This window comes from Kitasatospora sp. NPDC101155 (genome assembly GCF_044768305.1).
Lineage (GTDB): Bacteria > Actinomycetota > Actinomycetes > Streptomycetales > Streptomycetaceae > Kitasatospora.
In genome coordinates, this window is the sequence record NZ_JBIWPN010000029.1 from 18,928 (window position 1) to 34,530 (window position 15,603).

The 15,603-nt window shown below is 72.8% G+C and carries 16 protein-coding genes, 1 pseudogene and 1 riboswitch; of the genes and pseudogenes, 14 read left to right on the plus strand and 3 right to left on the minus strand.

From position 1 onward, the window contains the following. Positions 1-142 precede the first annotated feature (142 nt). The 4 genes and pseudogenes from ACIRYZ_RS31945 to ACIRYZ_RS31960 all read left to right on the plus strand — a co-directional run bounded on the left by ACIRYZ_RS31945 (position 143) and on the right by ACIRYZ_RS31960 (position 3,982). On the plus strand, positions 143-610 hold the full coding sequence (locus ACIRYZ_RS31945; protein ID WP_402951008.1) for a GreA/GreB family elongation factor: 468 nt from the start codon (positions 143-145) through the stop codon (positions 608-610). A 190-nt stretch (positions 611-800) separates the two neighbouring features. Beyond that, positions 801-2,102 (plus strand): MFS transporter, encoded by a 1,302-nt coding sequence (locus ACIRYZ_RS31950; RefSeq protein ID WP_402951010.1) that lies wholly within the window; start codon positions 801-803, stop codon positions 2,100-2,102. After that, positions 2,090-2,905, plus strand: a pseudogene (fdhD, locus tag ACIRYZ_RS31955) (formate dehydrogenase accessory sulfurtransferase FdhD); the annotation flags it as partial. The gene ACIRYZ_RS31950 and the pseudogene fdhD, both read left to right, overlap by 13 nt. Before the next feature lie 159 nt (positions 2,906-3,064). After that, on the plus strand, positions 3,065-3,982 hold the full coding sequence (locus ACIRYZ_RS31960) for a LysR family transcriptional regulator (protein ID WP_402951012.1): 918 nt from the start codon (positions 3,065-3,067) through the stop codon (positions 3,980-3,982). A 44-nt stretch (positions 3,983-4,026) separates the two neighbouring features. Here the strand turns inward: ACIRYZ_RS31960 and ACIRYZ_RS31965 are convergent, their stop codons facing one another. Then, on the minus strand, positions 4,027-5,328 hold the full coding sequence (locus ACIRYZ_RS31965) for a YhgE/Pip domain-containing protein (protein WP_402951015.1): 1,302 nt from the start codon (positions 5,326-5,328) through the stop codon (positions 4,027-4,029). Positions 5,329-5,511: 183 nt separating this feature from the next. Then, positions 5,512-5,689, plus strand: a riboswitch (M-box (ykoK) riboswitch). A 345-nt stretch (positions 5,690-6,034) separates the two neighbouring features. Between ACIRYZ_RS31965 and ACIRYZ_RS31970 the strand changes: the two genes are divergently transcribed. From ACIRYZ_RS31970 to ACIRYZ_RS32010, 9 genes are all read left to right on the plus strand, one after another. Next, on the plus strand, positions 6,035-7,684 hold the full coding sequence (locus tag ACIRYZ_RS31970) for an NRAMP family divalent metal transporter (RefSeq protein ID WP_402951018.1): 1,650 nt from the start codon (positions 6,035-6,037) through the stop codon (positions 7,682-7,684). A gap of 103 nt (positions 7,685-7,787) precedes the next feature. After that, the gene (locus ACIRYZ_RS31975) at positions 7,788-8,075 is read left to right on the plus strand and encodes a hypothetical protein (RefSeq protein ID WP_402951021.1); all 288 of its coding nucleotides are present in this window, start codon (positions 7,788-7,790) and stop codon (positions 8,073-8,075) included. A gap of 72 nt (positions 8,076-8,147) precedes the next feature. Then, on the plus strand, positions 8,148-8,396 hold the full coding sequence (locus ACIRYZ_RS31980; RefSeq protein ID WP_402951024.1) for a hypothetical protein: 249 nt from the start codon (positions 8,148-8,150) through the stop codon (positions 8,394-8,396). A gap of 46 nt (positions 8,397-8,442) precedes the next feature. After that, positions 8,443-8,883 (plus strand): winged helix-turn-helix domain-containing protein, encoded by a 441-nt coding sequence (locus ACIRYZ_RS31985; protein WP_402951027.1) that lies wholly within the window; start codon positions 8,443-8,445, stop codon positions 8,881-8,883. 54 nt (positions 8,884-8,937) lie between these two features. Beyond that, positions 8,938-9,429 carry a hypothetical protein gene (locus ACIRYZ_RS31990; protein ID WP_402951030.1) on the plus strand — a complete coding sequence of 164 codons (492 nt, stop codon included), beginning with the start codon at positions 8,938-8,940 and terminating at the stop codon, positions 9,427-9,429. Beyond that, entirely contained in the window at positions 9,426-9,794 is a 369-nt protein-coding gene (locus ACIRYZ_RS31995; RefSeq protein WP_402951032.1) for a glyoxalase, read from the plus strand. Before ACIRYZ_RS31990 ends, ACIRYZ_RS31995 begins: the two co-directional genes overlap by 4 nt. Positions 9,795-9,876: 82 nt before the next feature. Next, positions 9,877-11,637, plus strand: coding sequence for an ABC transporter permease (locus ACIRYZ_RS32000; RefSeq protein WP_402951035.1), 1,761 nt, complete (start codon positions 9,877-9,879; stop codon positions 11,635-11,637). Between the two features lie 11 nt (positions 11,638-11,648). Beyond that, positions 11,649-13,070, plus strand: coding sequence for a nitrate/sulfonate/bicarbonate ABC transporter ATP-binding protein (locus ACIRYZ_RS32005; protein WP_402951038.1), 1,422 nt, complete (start codon positions 11,649-11,651; stop codon positions 13,068-13,070). Between the two features lie 28 nt (positions 13,071-13,098). Then, positions 13,099-13,230 carry a twin-arginine translocation signal domain-containing protein gene (locus tag ACIRYZ_RS32010; protein WP_402951041.1) on the plus strand — a complete coding sequence of 44 codons (132 nt, stop codon included), beginning with the start codon at positions 13,099-13,101 and terminating at the stop codon, positions 13,228-13,230. Here the strand turns inward: ACIRYZ_RS32010 and ACIRYZ_RS32015 are convergent. Further along, positions 13,227-14,804 (minus strand): IS200/IS605 family accessory protein TnpB-related protein, encoded by a 1,578-nt coding sequence (locus tag ACIRYZ_RS32015; protein ID WP_402951044.1) that lies wholly within the window; start codon positions 14,802-14,804, stop codon positions 13,227-13,229. The genes ACIRYZ_RS32010 and ACIRYZ_RS32015 overlap by 4 nt on opposite strands. Positions 14,805-14,930: 126 nt before the next feature. Between ACIRYZ_RS32015 and ACIRYZ_RS32020 the strand changes: the two genes are divergently transcribed. After that, positions 14,931-15,167 carry a hypothetical protein gene (locus tag ACIRYZ_RS32020; RefSeq protein WP_402951047.1) on the plus strand — a complete coding sequence of 79 codons (237 nt, stop codon included), beginning with the start codon at positions 14,931-14,933 and terminating at the stop codon, positions 15,165-15,167. Between the two features lie 18 nt (positions 15,168-15,185). Here the strand turns inward: ACIRYZ_RS32020 and ACIRYZ_RS32025 are convergent, their stop codons facing one another. Then, on the minus strand, positions 15,186-15,596 hold the full coding sequence (locus tag ACIRYZ_RS32025) for an ArsR/SmtB family transcription factor (protein ID WP_402951050.1): 411 nt from the start codon (positions 15,594-15,596) through the stop codon (positions 15,186-15,188). Positions 15,597-15,603: the final 7 nt, after the last annotated feature.

Genomic DNA, 15,603 nt, shown 5'->3' on the forward strand with positions numbered 1-15,603 from the left:
CCCCCCTGCCACCGGGGAGTTGGCCGGGCGGCTCCCGCTCGCGCGGCCCGCCCCGGCCGAGGATTTGCCGGGGGTGCGGTGAGGTGGGGTAATGGGAGGCGGCCGATGTTCGAGTGTTCCGTGACAGACCCGGGAGCTTGCCATGAGCGGTGGGCCGGAACCGATCAGTGCCGAGGGCCTGCGTGCAGTGCAGGAGGAGTTGGCGCAGCTGCGGGCGGAGCGGGGGGAGGTGGCCGCGACGCTGCGGGGGGACGATCCGGTGGGTGATCCCGCGGATGCGGCGGACGAACTGCAGCGGGCCTCCGACGTGACCCGACTGGACCGGCGGATCGCCGAGTTGGAGGGGCGGCTGCGGGAGGCCGAGGTGGCCGGGGCGCCGTCCACGGACGTGATCGGGGTGGGCTCGACCGTCAAGGTGCGGTTCGAGGACGGCCAGGAGGAGACCATCGAGGTCTCGGAGCTGGCCGAGGAGCGGGAGTTGACCCTGGTGACGTACGACAGCCCGCTCGGGAAGGCGCTGCTGGGCCGCCACGCCGGGGAGACGGTGAGCTACGAGACGCCGGGTGGCGCGGCGAGCGCGATCGTGCTGGCGGTCGGCAACGCGGCGTAGCCCGGGCGGGGTTGCCGGTCGCGCGGCCGAAGGTGTCCGCGAGCCGAGGTGCCGGTGCGATCCGCCGCTGATAGGCGTGGCTTATCGGCTCACAGGAATTGCGTCTTTGACGCCTCTCGACGACGGACCACACACTGGACCGGCGGAGTCCGGGAATGACCGGAACGTCGGAAAAGGGGCAGTACGGAGCATGGTCAGCAGCAACGACATGCCCGCGCCACACCCCACCCGCCACTGGCTCCCGGCGGCCGCCGCCGTGGCCGTCGCCGCCTGGGGTGCGAACCAGTTCACCGCCCTCGCCACCGTGTACCGGGCGCGCACCGACTGGTCGGCGCTGTCGTTGGCGGCGATGTTCTCGGTCTACCTGCTCGGCCTGCTGCCCGGCCTGCTGCTGGGCGGCCCCGCCGCCGACCGGTACGGCCGGCGGCGGACGGTGCGCGGCGCGCTGGGCCTGTCCGCCGCCGCCAGCGTCCTGCTGGCGCTGGGGGACGAGCCGTCGGTGTACGCGGCCCGGCTGGGCACCGGTTTCGCGGCCGGGCTGGTGTTCCTGGCCGGGACGACCTGGCTGCGGGAGCTCTCCGGGCCCGAGGTCCCGCCCGAGGACGGGGCCCGCCGCGCGATGTACGCCACCGGCACGGGCTTCGCGGCGGGCGCGCTGGTCTCCGGGGTGATCGCCGAGTGGCTGCCCGGACCGATGGCGCTGCCGGGCCTGGCGCACGCGCTGGGCTGTCTGCTGGTGCTGCGGGCCACCCGCCGGCTCCCGGAGACCGCCCCCGGCTGCTGCGCGCCCCGGCACCACACGGCGGCCGTCCGCCATCCCCGGTTCCGCTACGTCGTGCTCCCCGCGAGCCCCGCCGTCCTCGGCGCCGCCACCGTGGCGTACGTGGTCCTGCCGCCGCTGGTCGCCGACCGGGTGCCCGGCTACGCGCCGCTGTTCAGCGGCCTGGTCGCGGCGCTGACCCTGACCGCAGGCGTGGTCGCCCAGCCCTTCGCCGCCCGACTGGACGACGCGGACAGCGCCCGGGCCACCCTCACCGCGATGGCCACCGTGATCGCCGGGCTGCTGCTCGGCTCGCTCGCCGCCGCCCACGACTCGGTGGGCCTGGTGGTGGCCGCCGCCGTGGTGCTCGGCACCGGGTACGGGCTGACGCTCGGCGCGGGGCTGCACGAGGTGGAACGGCTCTCCCCGGGAAGGACCGCGCGCCCCGGCGGCCCGACCTCCGCCTCGCTCTACCAGAGCACCACCTCCAGCGGCTTCCTCACCCCGCTGCTGCTCGCCGGGACCGCCGGCCACGCCTCCTATCCGGCGCTGCTGGCGGGCATGGCGGCCGTGGGCCTGCTCTGCCTGGCGGTGACCGCCGCGCACAGCCGCCGCCACCTGCCCGGACCGGAGCACCTCCACCCGGCCCCCGCGGGCCGCGGAAGGAGCGAGGATGCATCCGTACAGTCCGGACCGACACCACCGAGGAGCCGACGACGATGGGCCGAGTGACCGTACCGCGCAGGGTGCTGCGACTGCGCCAGGGCGTGCCCTCGCACCGCCCCGACACCCTGGCCGCCGAGGAGCCGATGGAGATCCGGGTCGGCGGGCGCCCGCTGACGGTGACCATGCGCACCCCGGGCAGCGACTTCGACCTGGCGGCCGGTTTCCTGGTCGGCGAGGGCGTGCTGCACGCCGCCGACCACCTGGCCGGGATCCGCTACTGCGCGGGGGCCACCGCCGACGGCGGCAACACCTACAACGTGGTGGACGTCGTGCTCGCCCACGGCGTGCCCGCCCCGGACGCCTCGCTGGAGCGCAACTTCTACACCACCTCCTCCTGCGGCCTGTGCGGCAAGGCCAGCCTGGACGCGGTGCGCACCACCGCGCCGTGGAGCGTCGCCGAGGACGGGCTGCGTGTGACCCCCGCGCTGCTGTCGGCACTGCCCGAGCGGCTGCGGGCCGCCCAGAAGGTCTTCGACAGCACCGGCGGCCTGCACGCGGCCGGCCTGTTCGACGCCGAGGGGCGGCTGCTCTGCCTGCGCGAGGACGTGGGCCGGCACAACGCGGTGGACAAGGTGGTCGGCCACGCCCTGCGCGAGGGCCTGCTCCCGGCGCGCGGCACGGTGCTGATGGTCAGCGGCCGGGCCTCCTTCGAGCTGGTGCAGAAGGCCGTGATGGCGGGCGTCCCGATGCTCGCCGCCGTCTCCGCGCCCTCCTCGCTGGCGGTGGACCTGGCCGAGGAGAGCGGGCTGACCCTGGTCGGCTTCCTGCGCGGCGACTCGATGAACGTCTACACCCGCGCGGACCGCATCGACACCGACCGGCTCGACACCGACCGACCCGACCCGGCCCGCCTCGACCCTGCCCCCGTCGACCCTGCCCCCGTCGACCTGGTTCGACTCGACCCTGCCCGCCTCGGCCCCGCGCACAGCGGTACCGGCCGCACCGACCCCGTCCCGGTGGCCGAGTAGATGCTCTTCCGCCAGCTCGAGTACCTGGTCGCCCTCGCCCGCGAGCGCCACTTCGCCCGCGCCGCCCAGGCATGCCACGTCTCCCAGCCGGCCCTGTCCGAGGCCGTCCGCAAGCTGGAGGACGAGCTGAAGGTGCTGCTGGTGCGGCGCGGCCGGGCCTACGAGGGCCTCACCCCCGAGGGCGAACGGATCGTGCTGTGGGCGCAGCGCATCCTGGCCGACCGAAACGCCCTGCGGGACGAGGTGGACGCGCTGCGCACCGGGCTGAGCGGACGACTGCGGATCGGCGCCGTGCCGACCGCCTCGGGCGCCGTCTCGCTGCTCACCGGGCCACTCTGCGCCGCCCACCCGCTGGTGGCCGTGGAGCTGTCCACCAACCTGCGCTCCGAGGAACTGCTGCGCCAGGTACGGAACTTCGAGATCGACGCGGGCATCACCTACCTGCCCGGGCCTGGCTCCGCGGACCTGCGCGCCCTGCCGCTGTACGAGGAACGGTACGTCCTGCTGACCAGCCTGGCGGACGGGCCGGCCCGGCATCCGCGCGCCACCTGGGCGGAGGCCTCCCGGCTGCCGCTGTGCCTGCTGCACCCGGGCATGCAGGGCCGCCGGGTACTGGACGAGGTGTTCACGGGCCTCGGGCTGGAGCCGACGCCCCGGGTGGAGACCGACTCGGTGGCCTCGCTGTTCGCGCACGTGCGCACCGGTCACTGGGCCAGCGTGGTGCCGTACGCCTGGCTGCACGTGTTCGGCGTCCCGCCGGGGATGCAGGCCGTTCCGCTGGTGGAGCCGGTGCACAGCGCGCCGATCGGGTTGGTGATCGCCGCCCGGGAGCCGGGTTCGGTGATGGCCCGCGCGCTGCTAGAGGTGGCCCGGCGGACGGATGTCGCCGCCGTCCTGGGCAGCCTGCCGGGGGCGTAGCGGCTCGACGCGCGGGGCCCGGTCGACCGGCACGCCCACGGGAGTCAGTCCGAGGGCTGAGGCGTCCAGCGGTGCAGGCCCTTGCGGTCGTAGTAGCGGGTCATCGCGAAGCCGAAGGCCAGTGCGAGCACCAGGCCGACGACGATCATGATCCAGCCGCGGGCCAGCCCGGCGTCTCCCCGGGCGTCGAAGTAGAGGATCGCCCGGATGCCCGCGCTCAGCTGGCGCATCGGCTCGAAGATGCCGAGGAAGCGGTAGAACCCGGGCACGGCCTGGAGCGGGACGGTCGCCCCGGAGGAGGGCAGGGCCAGCGCGATGAAGACGAACATGGACACCAGCTGCCCGATCCCGCCGAACGCGGCGTTGATCGCCTGCACCCCGAGGCCGACGGCCACGCTCGCGCAGTAGCCGAACAGCCAGAGCATCGCCTGGTGCGGGGCGTCCATGCCGAGGATGCCGACCGTGCAGAGCAGCACCAGGGAGGCGGTGGGCAGCATGATCCCGGCCGTCATGACCATCTTGAGCAGCAGGGTCTGGGTGCGGTTGATCGGGACGGTCGGACGGCGGGTGTGCCAGGGGCCGATCTCGCTGTCGCTGTAGCCGAGCGCGCCGTCGACGCCGTTGTGGATGATGTTGCCGCCGATGAAGCCGGTCAGCACGGCCAGCAGGGCGTAGTAGAAGGCGCTCAGGCCGAGGCCGCTGTGGCCGCCGATCGGGTGGCCGACCCGGGCGGTGACGGCGATCGGGTCGGCGAGCAGCAGCCGGGCGGTGGCGCCGGTGTCCGGGCCCCGGGCGGTCGAGGCCGGTAGGGCGGCCAGCAGCTGTTTGCCGGTCGTGACCGAGGCCTGGTGGGCGGCGGTCTGGACGATCTGCGCGGCCATCGAGGCGCCGAGGCTGCCGAGGCCGGGGTTGGTGAGGACGGTCAGGGTGGGCCGTTCGGTGGCGCCGCCGGCGGCCAGCTTGGTGACGGTCGCGGTGAAGTCCTCCGGCACGAGCAGCGCGCCGTAGACCTTGCCGGAGGCGAGCAGGTCGCGGACGCCGGCGTCGTCGGTCTGCCGCCAGTCGACGGTGTCGTCGGGGGTTCCGGCCACCACCGCCCGGGTCAGCTCGGTTCCGAGGTTCACCGGGCGGCCGGGCGGCGGCGCGCCCTGATCGGCGTTCACCAGGGCGATCGGCAGCCGGTGCAGGTTCCCGTTCGGGTTGACGATGCCGCCCATGTAGAGCAGTGAGAGCACCACGGCCAGCAGGCCGCACAGGACGCTCGGGAAGAGCCACAGCTTGGGGTGCCGGGCGAGCGCCAGCGCCCTCGCCTGTCGGGGAGCCCCCTGGGAGCCTGTGGTCGCCATGCCACCCCTCGGGTCGTGGGCACTGCCTGGTGCCGCTGCGGGTACGGCGGGAAGTCGTTCCGTGGCGGCAGGGTGGTCAAACCCGCGCCACCCGGGCGGGTGGCTCCCCTTCACAAAGGTAAAGGTTCTACCAAGTGCGCAAGTATAGACCTCCGGCCGGTCTATGCTTCTGGAGGTTTGAAGAAGGCACCTCGTTCGGTGAGGCTTCTTCACGGACACAGGCCACTGATCCGACGACGTCGAGAGACGCCCAGGGTTAGGACAGATCTTCCCGACCTAAGGGTTGATCCGAAGTGGCTTCCGGCCCAAGGGGGTTGGACACGCCGTGGAGTGCCAAAGCTCTGACGAGTTGGGGTGAGCCGGCGGTCGCTTCGCGCGCCGGCGAACTCCTTGCCGCGTCGATGACACGCACCACGGGGTGCGTCGACCGGGAGGAGGCGAGAGACATGGATTGCAGTAGTCCGGGCCACAGTAGCCCCTACCTCCGCCTGTCCTCGTACACCCCGTACACCTCTGGCACGCGGTAACAACCTTCCCTGCGCGTACATCCGACGACGCATCAGCACTGAGCACCACGCACGCGGCTCCGCCGTGCCCGAACGGGCGCGCACCGCCGCGCGCCGACGCGCCGTGCCCGCACGCAGGGGGGACTGCTGCCGCGTGCCCCCAACCGCCCCACCTGTCAGGGGCCCACGGGAGGAACGCCATGACCACCAACGCCACACTCGACTCGAAGGTTCCGCCGCAGCGTTCGGCGGTACTTGACGACGCCCACGTCGGCGACATCAAGGGTGCGCTCGGCACCATCAAGCTCGATGACGACGCACCACGCCAGGGTCTTTCAGCAAGACTCAAGACCCTGCTCGCGATCGTCGGCCCCGGCCTGATCGTGATGGTCGGCGACAACGACGCCGGCGCCTTCTCCACCTACGGCCAGGCCGGCCAGAACTACGGCACCCAGCTGCTGTGGACGCTGGCCCTGCTGATCCCGGTGCTCTACGTCAACCAGGAGATGGTGCTGCGCCTGGGCGCCGTCACCGGCGTCGGCCACGCCCGCCTCATCCTGGAGCGCTTCGGCAAGTTCTGGGGCGCGTTCAGCGTCATCGACCTCTTCCTGCTGAACGCGCTGACCCTGGTCACCGAGTTCATCGGCGTGACACTCGCGGCCGGGTACCTGGGCCTGCCCAAGGTCGCCTCGGTGGTGCTGGCGGCGGCGGTCATCATCGCCTCTGCCTTCACCGGCTCCTTCCAGCGCTTCGAGCGGGTCGCGGTGACGCTGTGCGTCGGCTCGCTGCTGCTGGTGCCGATCTACTTCATGGTCCACCCCAAGACCTCGCAGATGGCCCACGACTTCGTGGTGCCGCAGATGCCGGGCGCCTCGGGTGAGCTCGCGACCGTCATGCTGCTGATCGTCTCCATCGTCGGCACCACCGTCGCCCCCTGGCAGCTGTTCTTCCAGCAGTCGTACGTCATCGACAAGCGCATCACCCCGCGCTTCATGAAGTACGAGAAGGCCGACCTGTGGATCGGCATCGCGATCGTGATCATCGGCGCCTCCGCCATGATGGGCCTCTGCGCCGCCGCCTTCGACGGCACCGACGGCTTCGGCAACTTCACCGACGCGGCCGGCATCGCCAAGGGCCTGGAGGACAAGGCCGGACACCTGGTGGGCGTGCTGTTCGCCATCGCGCTGCTGGACGCCTCGATCATCGGTGCCTTCGCGGTGTCGCTGTCCACCGCCTACGCCATCGGCGACGTCTTCGGCATCAAGCACTCGCTGCACCGCGGGGTCAAGGGCGCCAAGGGCTTCTACGGCATCTACGCCGGCGTGGTCGTGGTGGCCGCGGCGATCACCCTGCTGTCCACCGACTACGCCCAGGGCCTGATGACCCAGTTCGTCCAGGTGCTGGCCGGTGTGCTGCTGCCCTCCGCCACGGTCTTCCTGCTGCTGCTCTGCAACGACAAGGCCGTACTCGGCCCCTGGCGCAACGGCCCCAAGACCAACGCCTTCACCTCCGCCGTGGTCGGCATCCTGGTCATGCTGTCGCTGATCCTGACCGCCGCCGTGGTCTGGCCTGACATCAGCTCCGACGCGCTCCTGTGGATCATGGCCGGCTGCGGTGTGGCGGGCGTGCTGGTCGCCGGGTACTTCTTCACCTTCGGCCGCCGCGGCACCAAGGAGGACCCGATCGACCGCACCGGTCGGGAGAGCTGGCGGATGCCCCCGCTGGAGACGCTGGAGCGGCCGGTCATGTCCACCGCCCGCAAGATCGGCATGGGCGCCCTGCGCACCTACCTGCTGATCGCGATGGTCATGGTCATCATCAAGATCGTCCAGACCGCCCTGAGCCACTGACCCGGACGCCGGGGGCGGCGCCTCGAAATGAGCCCCGCCGCCCCCGGCCCCGACCCGGAACCCTCAACCACCCCGCACCAGGGGGAAGGAAGGGAGTACGGCCATGCGCACCACCCCCCTGCTCCACCACTGCCCGAGCGTCCGCCTCGCCCTGTACGACGGCGTCGAGCGCGCCTACCGCCTCGACGACCCCGGCGCCTGCCCCCACTCGGGCACGCCCAACAGCCCGGCCTCCGCGTACGAGCCGCGCGTCCACCTGGCCTACCTGCTCGCCCGCCAGGGGCACCGCCCGGACTGGCTCGCCGCCTTCGCGGACCTCCCGCCGGCCGCCGCGCACCGCCTCGCCCACGCCGCCGCCCATCACCGGGCCGCCACCGCGACCGCTGCCTGAGTCTTCATCGATTACCGCGCACATCGGCGCACTTGCTCATTTTTCATTGTCCCGTCACGGAGGTGACCTGCCATGTCCATCGTTGCCGCGTTCCAGCCCGCCCTTCCGTCCACCGACCCCGGCCGACTGCGCGCCGCCCTCGCCGCGGTGGGCCGACGCCTGGCAGCGAGCCCGCTGGACAACCCCGTCCTGCAGGCCGTCGCCGGGCCGGCCGCGACCGTGCCGAGCGGCCGCCCGTTGCCGATGCGGTCCAGCTGGCGGACCGTCACCGCCCCGAACGGGACGGCCCGGCTGGAAGCCTCCTGGCACCCGGGCCTCTGACCCACCACTTCCCCGACTCGTTTCGACCCGACGAAGGAGCTCCGCCATGGCCGTGCGCTACCCCAGGCTCGAAGCCATCTTCTCGGACCACGCCGCCGCCCCCGCCGTCCCGGCACCGGTGCGGCACCTGCGCCCCGCACCGGCCGCACCGGCCGCACCGGCCGCCACGCGCCCCGTCATCAGCCCGGACCCCGGACTGGTGGTCGACCCCGATCAGCGCACCGTCACCGTCGACGGCCAGCAGCTCGACCTGCCGTACCTGGAGTTCGAACTGCTCGCGCACCTGGTCGGCAACCCGCTGCGGGTGCACTCCCGCCGCCAGCTGATGGAGGCGGTCTGGGGCCGGCCGGACACCGGCGACACCCGCACCATCGCCACCCACATAGCCCGGATCCGCCGCAAGCTCGGCCCCGGCCACCGGGAGGCGATCGCCACCGTCCGGCAGATCGGCTACAAGTACGACCCCCGGCTGGTCCGCGCCGCCTGAGGCCGCCCGAGCCGGCAGCCGCACCCACCGCACCACCGAAGGAGGACGCCGCACATGACCAGAACCGCCCTGTTCCCCGGGACCGGCAGAGGGACCGCCCTGTGCGGCGTCCTCCTCCTGCTCGTCCTCCAGACCGCCGCCCTCGCCCTCGCCCCGGCCCCGCTGCGGCCCTTCCTGTCCGGCGTGCTCATCGGCGCCGCGACGGCCGGGCTGCTGCTCGCCCTGCTGCTGGCCCAGAGCCGGCGGGCGGGCCGGCCGGCCGCCGAGCGGGTCGCCGCCGGGGCCGGAGACGACGACACCCAGTGGTTCAGCGCCCGCTCGCTGGAGGGCTTCCCGATGGAGCAGGTCCGCCCGCTCCTGCTCTCCGCCGACGCCCCGGGGCTGAACCGGCTCTACACCGCCTGGGTGTTCGCCACCCACGGGCACGACCCCCAGTGGATCGCCCGCCACCTGGACCTGCCCACCCCGACCGCCCGGCTGCTGGTAGCCGCGGCCCGGAGCCACGCCACGTCCGTTCCGACCTCGTCCGACAGGAGGCCGCATTGATCACGGCCCTCGACCACGTCCAGCTCTCCGCCCCACCCGGCAGCGAGGCCCTGTTGCGCGCCTTCTACGGCGACGTGCTGCAGATGGCGGAGATCCCCAAGCCCCAGCCGCTCACCGGGCGCGGCGGCTGCTGGTTCGCCGCCGACGGCGGCCGGGTGCGGCTCTACCTCGGCATCGAGGAGCGCTTCCGCCCCAGCACCAAGGCCCACCCGGGGATGGCGGTCTGCGAGATCGACGAGTTCGCGGTCCGGCTCGCGGAACTCGGCGCCCAGGTGGTCTGGGACGAGAGCCTGCCGCCCCGGCGCCGCTTCTACACCACCGACCCGGTCGGCAACCTGCTGGAGTTCGTCGAGGCGGCGGCCTGACCGGCCGGTCCGGCACCGGTCCATTTGCATACGGACGTCGGCAGGGAGCAGACTGCCCGGGTTTGTGCGCCGGAGGTCCGTCATGTCCTTGCTGAAGTCCGCCCCGGGCCTGTCCCGGGGCCCGCTGCCGCCCCGGGCCGCGCGCCGCCGGACCCGGACGGTCTGGGTGGACGCGGTGGTGGCGGCCGCCGTGCTGGTCCTGCTCTACCTGGCGCTGCGGGTGGGGCAGGGCACCACGGTGCGGTTCGCCACCGCCCGGGACGCCACCGTCTCCACCGACCCGTCCCACCTGCCGTACTACGCCGCGCGCTCACTGCTGCGGATGTTCGCCGCGCTCGCCCTCTCGGTCGTCTTCACCTTCGGCTACGCCTACGCCGCCGCCCGCAGCCGCCGACTGGAACGGGTGCTGATCCCGGCGCTGGACATCCTCCAGTCGGTGCCGGTACTGGCCTTCCTCACCGTCGCGGTGACCGGCTTCCTCGCCCTGTTCCCCGGCTCGATGCTGGGCCTGGAGTGCGCCGCCATGTTCGCCATCTTCACGTCCCAGGCGTGGAACATGACCTTCGGCTTCTACCACTCGCTGGTCTCGCTGCCCCGCGAACTCGACGAACTGTCGCGGTCGTTCCGGTGCAGCCGGTGGACGCGGTTCTGGAAGGTGGAACTGCCCTCGGGGATGATCGTCCTGGTCTGGAACGGCATGCTCAGCTTCGGCGGCGGCTGGTTCTTCCTGGTCGCCTCCGAGGCGATCACCGTCGACAACCAGCGGTACGCGCTGCCCGGGGTCGGCTCCTACGCGGGCGCCGCCATCGCCGCCGGGGACCTCGGCAGCGTCGGCTGGGCGATCGCCACCATGGTCGTCCTCGTCGTCGGCGTCAACTTCCTGTTCTGGCGGCCGCTCACCGCCTGGGCCGAGCGCTTCCGCAACGAGCAGTCCGAGGCCACCGAGGTGCAGCGCTCCACGGTCCTCGACCTGCTGCGCCGCTCCCACCTGCCCGCCCTGCTCGGCCGGGCGCTGCGCCCCCTCGGACGGGCGCTGAACCGGGCCGGGCTGGTGTTCGGCACCGACGACCGCCCGCTCGCCGTCCACCCGGCCCGGCAGCGGGCCGGGGACGTCACCTTCGCCCTGGTCTCCGGCGCCATCGTGCTCTGGGGCCTGGTCGACCTCGGCCGCTACCTCGCCCACCGCACCGGCCTCGGCATCTTCGGCGAGCCGCTGCTGCTCGGCCTGGCCACCCTGGCCCGGGTGGTCGTGCTGGTCGCGGTGGCCACCGTGGTCTGGGTGCCGGTCGGGGTGAAGATCGGCTTCTCGCCCCGGCTGACCCGGATCGCCCAGCCGCTGGTCCAGATCCTCGCCAGCTTCCCGGCCAACTTCCTCTTCCCGCTGGTGGTCTGGCTGCTGCTGCGCACCGGCCTGTCGATCGACCTCGGCGGCATCCTGCTGATGGCCCTCGGCGCCCAGTGGTACATCCTGTTCAACGCCATCGCCGGCGCCATGGCCATCCCCAGCGACCTGCGCGAGGCCATGGACGACCTCGGCGTGCGCGGCTGGCAGCGCTGGCGGCGGCTGATCATCCCCGGGATCTTCCCGGCGTACGTCACCGGCGGCATCACCGCCTCCGGCGGGGCGTGGAACGCCGCCATCGTCTCCGAGGTGGTCACCTTCGGCGGCACCACCCTGACCGCCACCGGCCTCGGCGCGTACATCGCCCGGGCCACCGAACGCGGCGACCACCCGCACCTGCTCGCCGGGGTGGCGGTGATGAGCCTGTACGTCGTCGCCCTCAACCGCCTGCTCTGGCGCCGGCTGTACCGGCTGGCCGAGCGCCGCTACTCGCTCCAGTGAGGTTCCGTCCGATGCGCTTGCCGTTCCTCCGTCGCGCCGTCGTCGCCCCCGTGGCCCCGGTCCCGCCGCACTCCCCGGCCCCGCCGGCGACGCCGGTCGACGACGGGATCCTGCTGGAGACCGTCGGCCTCACCAAGGCCTACGCCGGGGCCGACGGCGAACTGCCGGTGCTCTCCGGGATCGACCTCACCGTCCGGTCCGGCGAGATCGTCGCCCTGCTCGGCCGCTCCGGCTCCGGCAAGTCCACCCTGCTGCGCTGCCTGGCCGGCCTCCTGCCGCCCAGCTCCGGCACCGTCCGCTACCGCGGCACCCCGCTCACCGGCGCCAACCCCGGCACCGCGCTGGTCTTCCAGACCTTCGCCCTGCTGCCCTGGCTGACCGTCCGACAGAACGTCGAACTCGGTCTGGAGGCCCGCGGGGTGCCGCCCCGCGAACGCGCCCGGGCCGCCGACCAGGCCATCGACCTGATCGGCCTGGCCGGCTTCGAGTCCGCCTACCCCAAGGAGCTCTCCGGCGGCATGCGCCAACGCGTCGGCTTCGCCCGGGCGTTGGTGGTCGAGCCGGACGTGCTGATGATGGACGAGCCGTTCTCCGCGCTCGACGTGCTCACCGCCGAGAACCTGCGCGGCGAACTGATGGAGCTGTGGGACTCCGGCCAGTTCCCCACCCGCGCCGTCGTCCTGGTCACCCACAACATCGAGGAGGCGGTGCTGATGGCGGACCGCGTCGTCGTCCTCGGCTCCCGCCCGTACGGCACCATCCGCGAAACCGTCGAGGTCGACCTCGACCGCCCGCGCGACCGCGACTGCGCCGCCTTCGACGAACTGGTCGACCGGGTCTACCGGATCATGACCGGCCGCCCCAAGGAGACCCGCCCGCCCGGCCGCCCCGACCCGGGCCGCCCCGACGCGGATCGCCCCGACCGCCGGACCCTCGCCACCACCCCGCTGCCCACCGCCAGCGTCGACGGCCTCTCCGGCCTCGCCGAGATGATCGCCCACCGCGACGGCCGCTGCGACCTCGCCGACCTCGCCGACGAACTCGGCCTCGACATCGACGACATGCTCCCCCAGGTCGACGCCCTCGACCTGCTCGGCTTCGCCGAGATCCACGGCGACGACCTGCTCCTCACCGAGGACGGCACCGCCTTCGCCCACGCCGACGTCCAGGACTCCCGCGCCCTCTTCGCCGCGGCGGCGGTGGAGGTACCGCTGGTCAGGCTGATCACCAACAGCCTCCGCGGTGAAGCGGGCGCCACGGTCCGGGCCGGTTTCTTCCGTGATCTGCTCGCCCACCACTACACCAGCGAGCAGGTCGACCGGCAGCTGGAGACGGCGACGGACTGGGGCCGCTACGCGGGCCTGTTCGGTTACGACGCGGCCCGGCGGGAGTACCGGCTGGAGGAGGCCTGCCCGGGGACAATGCTGCCGTAACGGCACGGCAACTGGACGGAGGGCAGGGATGTTGAACAGGCGTGGGTTCCTCGGCTCGGTCGGTGCGGCGGGGTTGGTGGCGTACGCGGCGCCGGGCAACGAGCGGTTCATGGCGCAGGCGATCGAGGAGGGCCGCAGGAACGAGCGCTACCGTTCCTAAAGACTGAGCGGGAGTGAGTCCTGTCGCCAGAACCCTTGCTCAGCCGAACGCCCCGAACGGTGTTGGGCGTTCTGGTCCACCGCGTTCCTGCCGCGTTCAGCGCCGACGGATCGTGTCCGTGGTCCGGGTACGCGGGGGCGGTTTCCCTCACGCCCCCGGTCGCCGGGTCGGGCCTGGACGGTCCGATGCCCGTGCACATCGCTCTGGTGTGCACGGGGCGGTGCCGTCCGTCGCCTGATCCGGTGTCCGAGGGCGCGCCTGCCGATCGCCACGCCGGCAGCCTGGTGGCGGCTGGCAGGGCGTCGGGGTGTGGAGAGCGGGGCTTGCCAGTGCTGCGCGCCCCACAAGGAGGTGTAAGCGGGATCGACCACGATGACCGAGATCCCGACTTCGGCGGTCATCGCGAGGAGCCGGGTGCGCAGCTTGGCGGTGGGCATGCCGTTGACGAGTTGCCGGAAGCGGCGTTTGCGGCCGTGCTTCTCGCGGGTCCTGGAGTCGGTGAAGTCCAAGTCCTCGATCGCGATCGCCTTGACGCCGGTGGCCCGTGCCCAGTGGAGCAGGCGGGTGATCGCGTGCCGGATCTGCGCGTCGCGGTGATCGGCGGTCCCGGACAGGTCGTAGTCGAAGCGGCGGGGCTGACCAGTGGGGTTGCCGTGGGTGTCGAGGCGCCAGGCGGCGAGGTGGTCGGCGTTCATGTCCACGCCGACCACCTCGCCGCACCGCAGGGTTTCCAGCGGCACGACGGGCAGGTCTTTGCGCTGCCAGCTCGCGCCCAGGTACCAGCGCCCGCGCTCGACGTCGAGGTGGATGCGGTAGGCCACCGCCCGGTTCGCCTCGACGCGGTCGCGCCATTCCTCGCCCCGGTGCGGGAACGACACCGTGGAGGCCAGGACGTACCGGCCGTGCGGGGCGTTGGCGAGATATGCGAGCGGTGCCGGCAGCCTGATGCCGATCCGACCGTCGGGGGTGACCCGGATGGTCTCGTTCCCGTAGTGCTTGCCCGACTCCCCGTCGGCCGCGAGGAACCAGCGGGCGGCCTGCCACCGGGCGCGCCACTGCTCGACGTTCTGGCCTGTTGCCTGGAGGTTGTGCCGGTTGTTGAGGAGCTTTCGGCCGCCGCGCACCACCGACACCCGGCCCGCCTCGCGCTCGGCCCTCACCCGCTCGTGCTCACGCTCCAAATGCGCCAGGCGCCGCGACTTGGCGTGCCACTCCCGCTGCGACCGGTAGCCGCCGGGCTGCCCTTTGGTGCCTTTCGCGCCGAGCGGCAGCGCGAGACGGTGGCGGATCGTGGCGATCCCCGCCTCCAACCCCTGGAGGTGCTGCCACTGCGCGCGCCGGGACAGGCCCCACTGATCGTGCGTGGCCTTCGTGACGGACCCGGCCCAGCGCGACGACGACAGCGGCGTGAGGTCCCGCTTGCGGGCCGCCCACGTCCCGGTGGAGTGCTCCAGGCCGTCGGCGACGCGCCGGGCCAGATCCCGCGAGGCGAGAGACCCGAGGTGCCCGCCCAGCAGACGCAACATCGCGTCGTCCTCGGCGGTGAGGCCCTTGAGTCGGTCCCGTATGCACACACCCGACGTGGGGTCGGCATTCCTTCGACCACGCACATGGTGGCATACGCAACAGCATCAACGGCCCGAAAAGGTCTAACCGAAAGCATCTTGACAACACTTCAGCAGAAGCCGACAAACTCACTCATGAGCGCCTGTGCAAGGGCCGGGATCGGGCGGGTCGTGTGGGGGACCTCGATCGAAGGACTGCGTCGCACCGGCCTGGACCAGATCGACCTGTCCGCCACCGCCGTGGCCGACGCCGCCAAGTCCTTCTACCGCCCGCAGCTGCTGCTGGGCGGGGTGCTCGCCGAGGAGACCGACGCACTGTTCCGCCGCGCCCAGGCCATCCGCGACGGGGACGGCGAGGAGCAGTCCTCGTAGTGCTTCGTCGGACAGGCCTCAGGTCGCGGGGCGGCGGCGGACCGCCCGGACGGCGCGGGCGAAGGGCTGCTCGGCCGGCGCGGCGGCCGGGGTCGCACCGCCGTCGCCGCCGTCGCCACCGCGGGCCGGCAGGTCGTTGGCGATCACGGCGGCCTCGGCGAGCAGGCCGCGCACCTCGGTGGCGCGGTAGAAGATCCGGGTACCCTCCCGGCGGGCCACCACGAGGCCCGCCGCCCGCAGCTTCGCCAGGTGCTGCGAGGTGGCCGCCACGTGGGCACCCAGCAGCTCGGCCAGCTCGCTGACCGGCAGCTCCCGACGGCTCAGCGCCCACAGCAGCCGGTACCGCGACGGGTCGGCCACCGCCTTCAGCACGGCCACCGCCCGTTCCGCCGCATCGGTGTCCCAGGCCTCTTCCTTCGCACCACCCATACGTGAA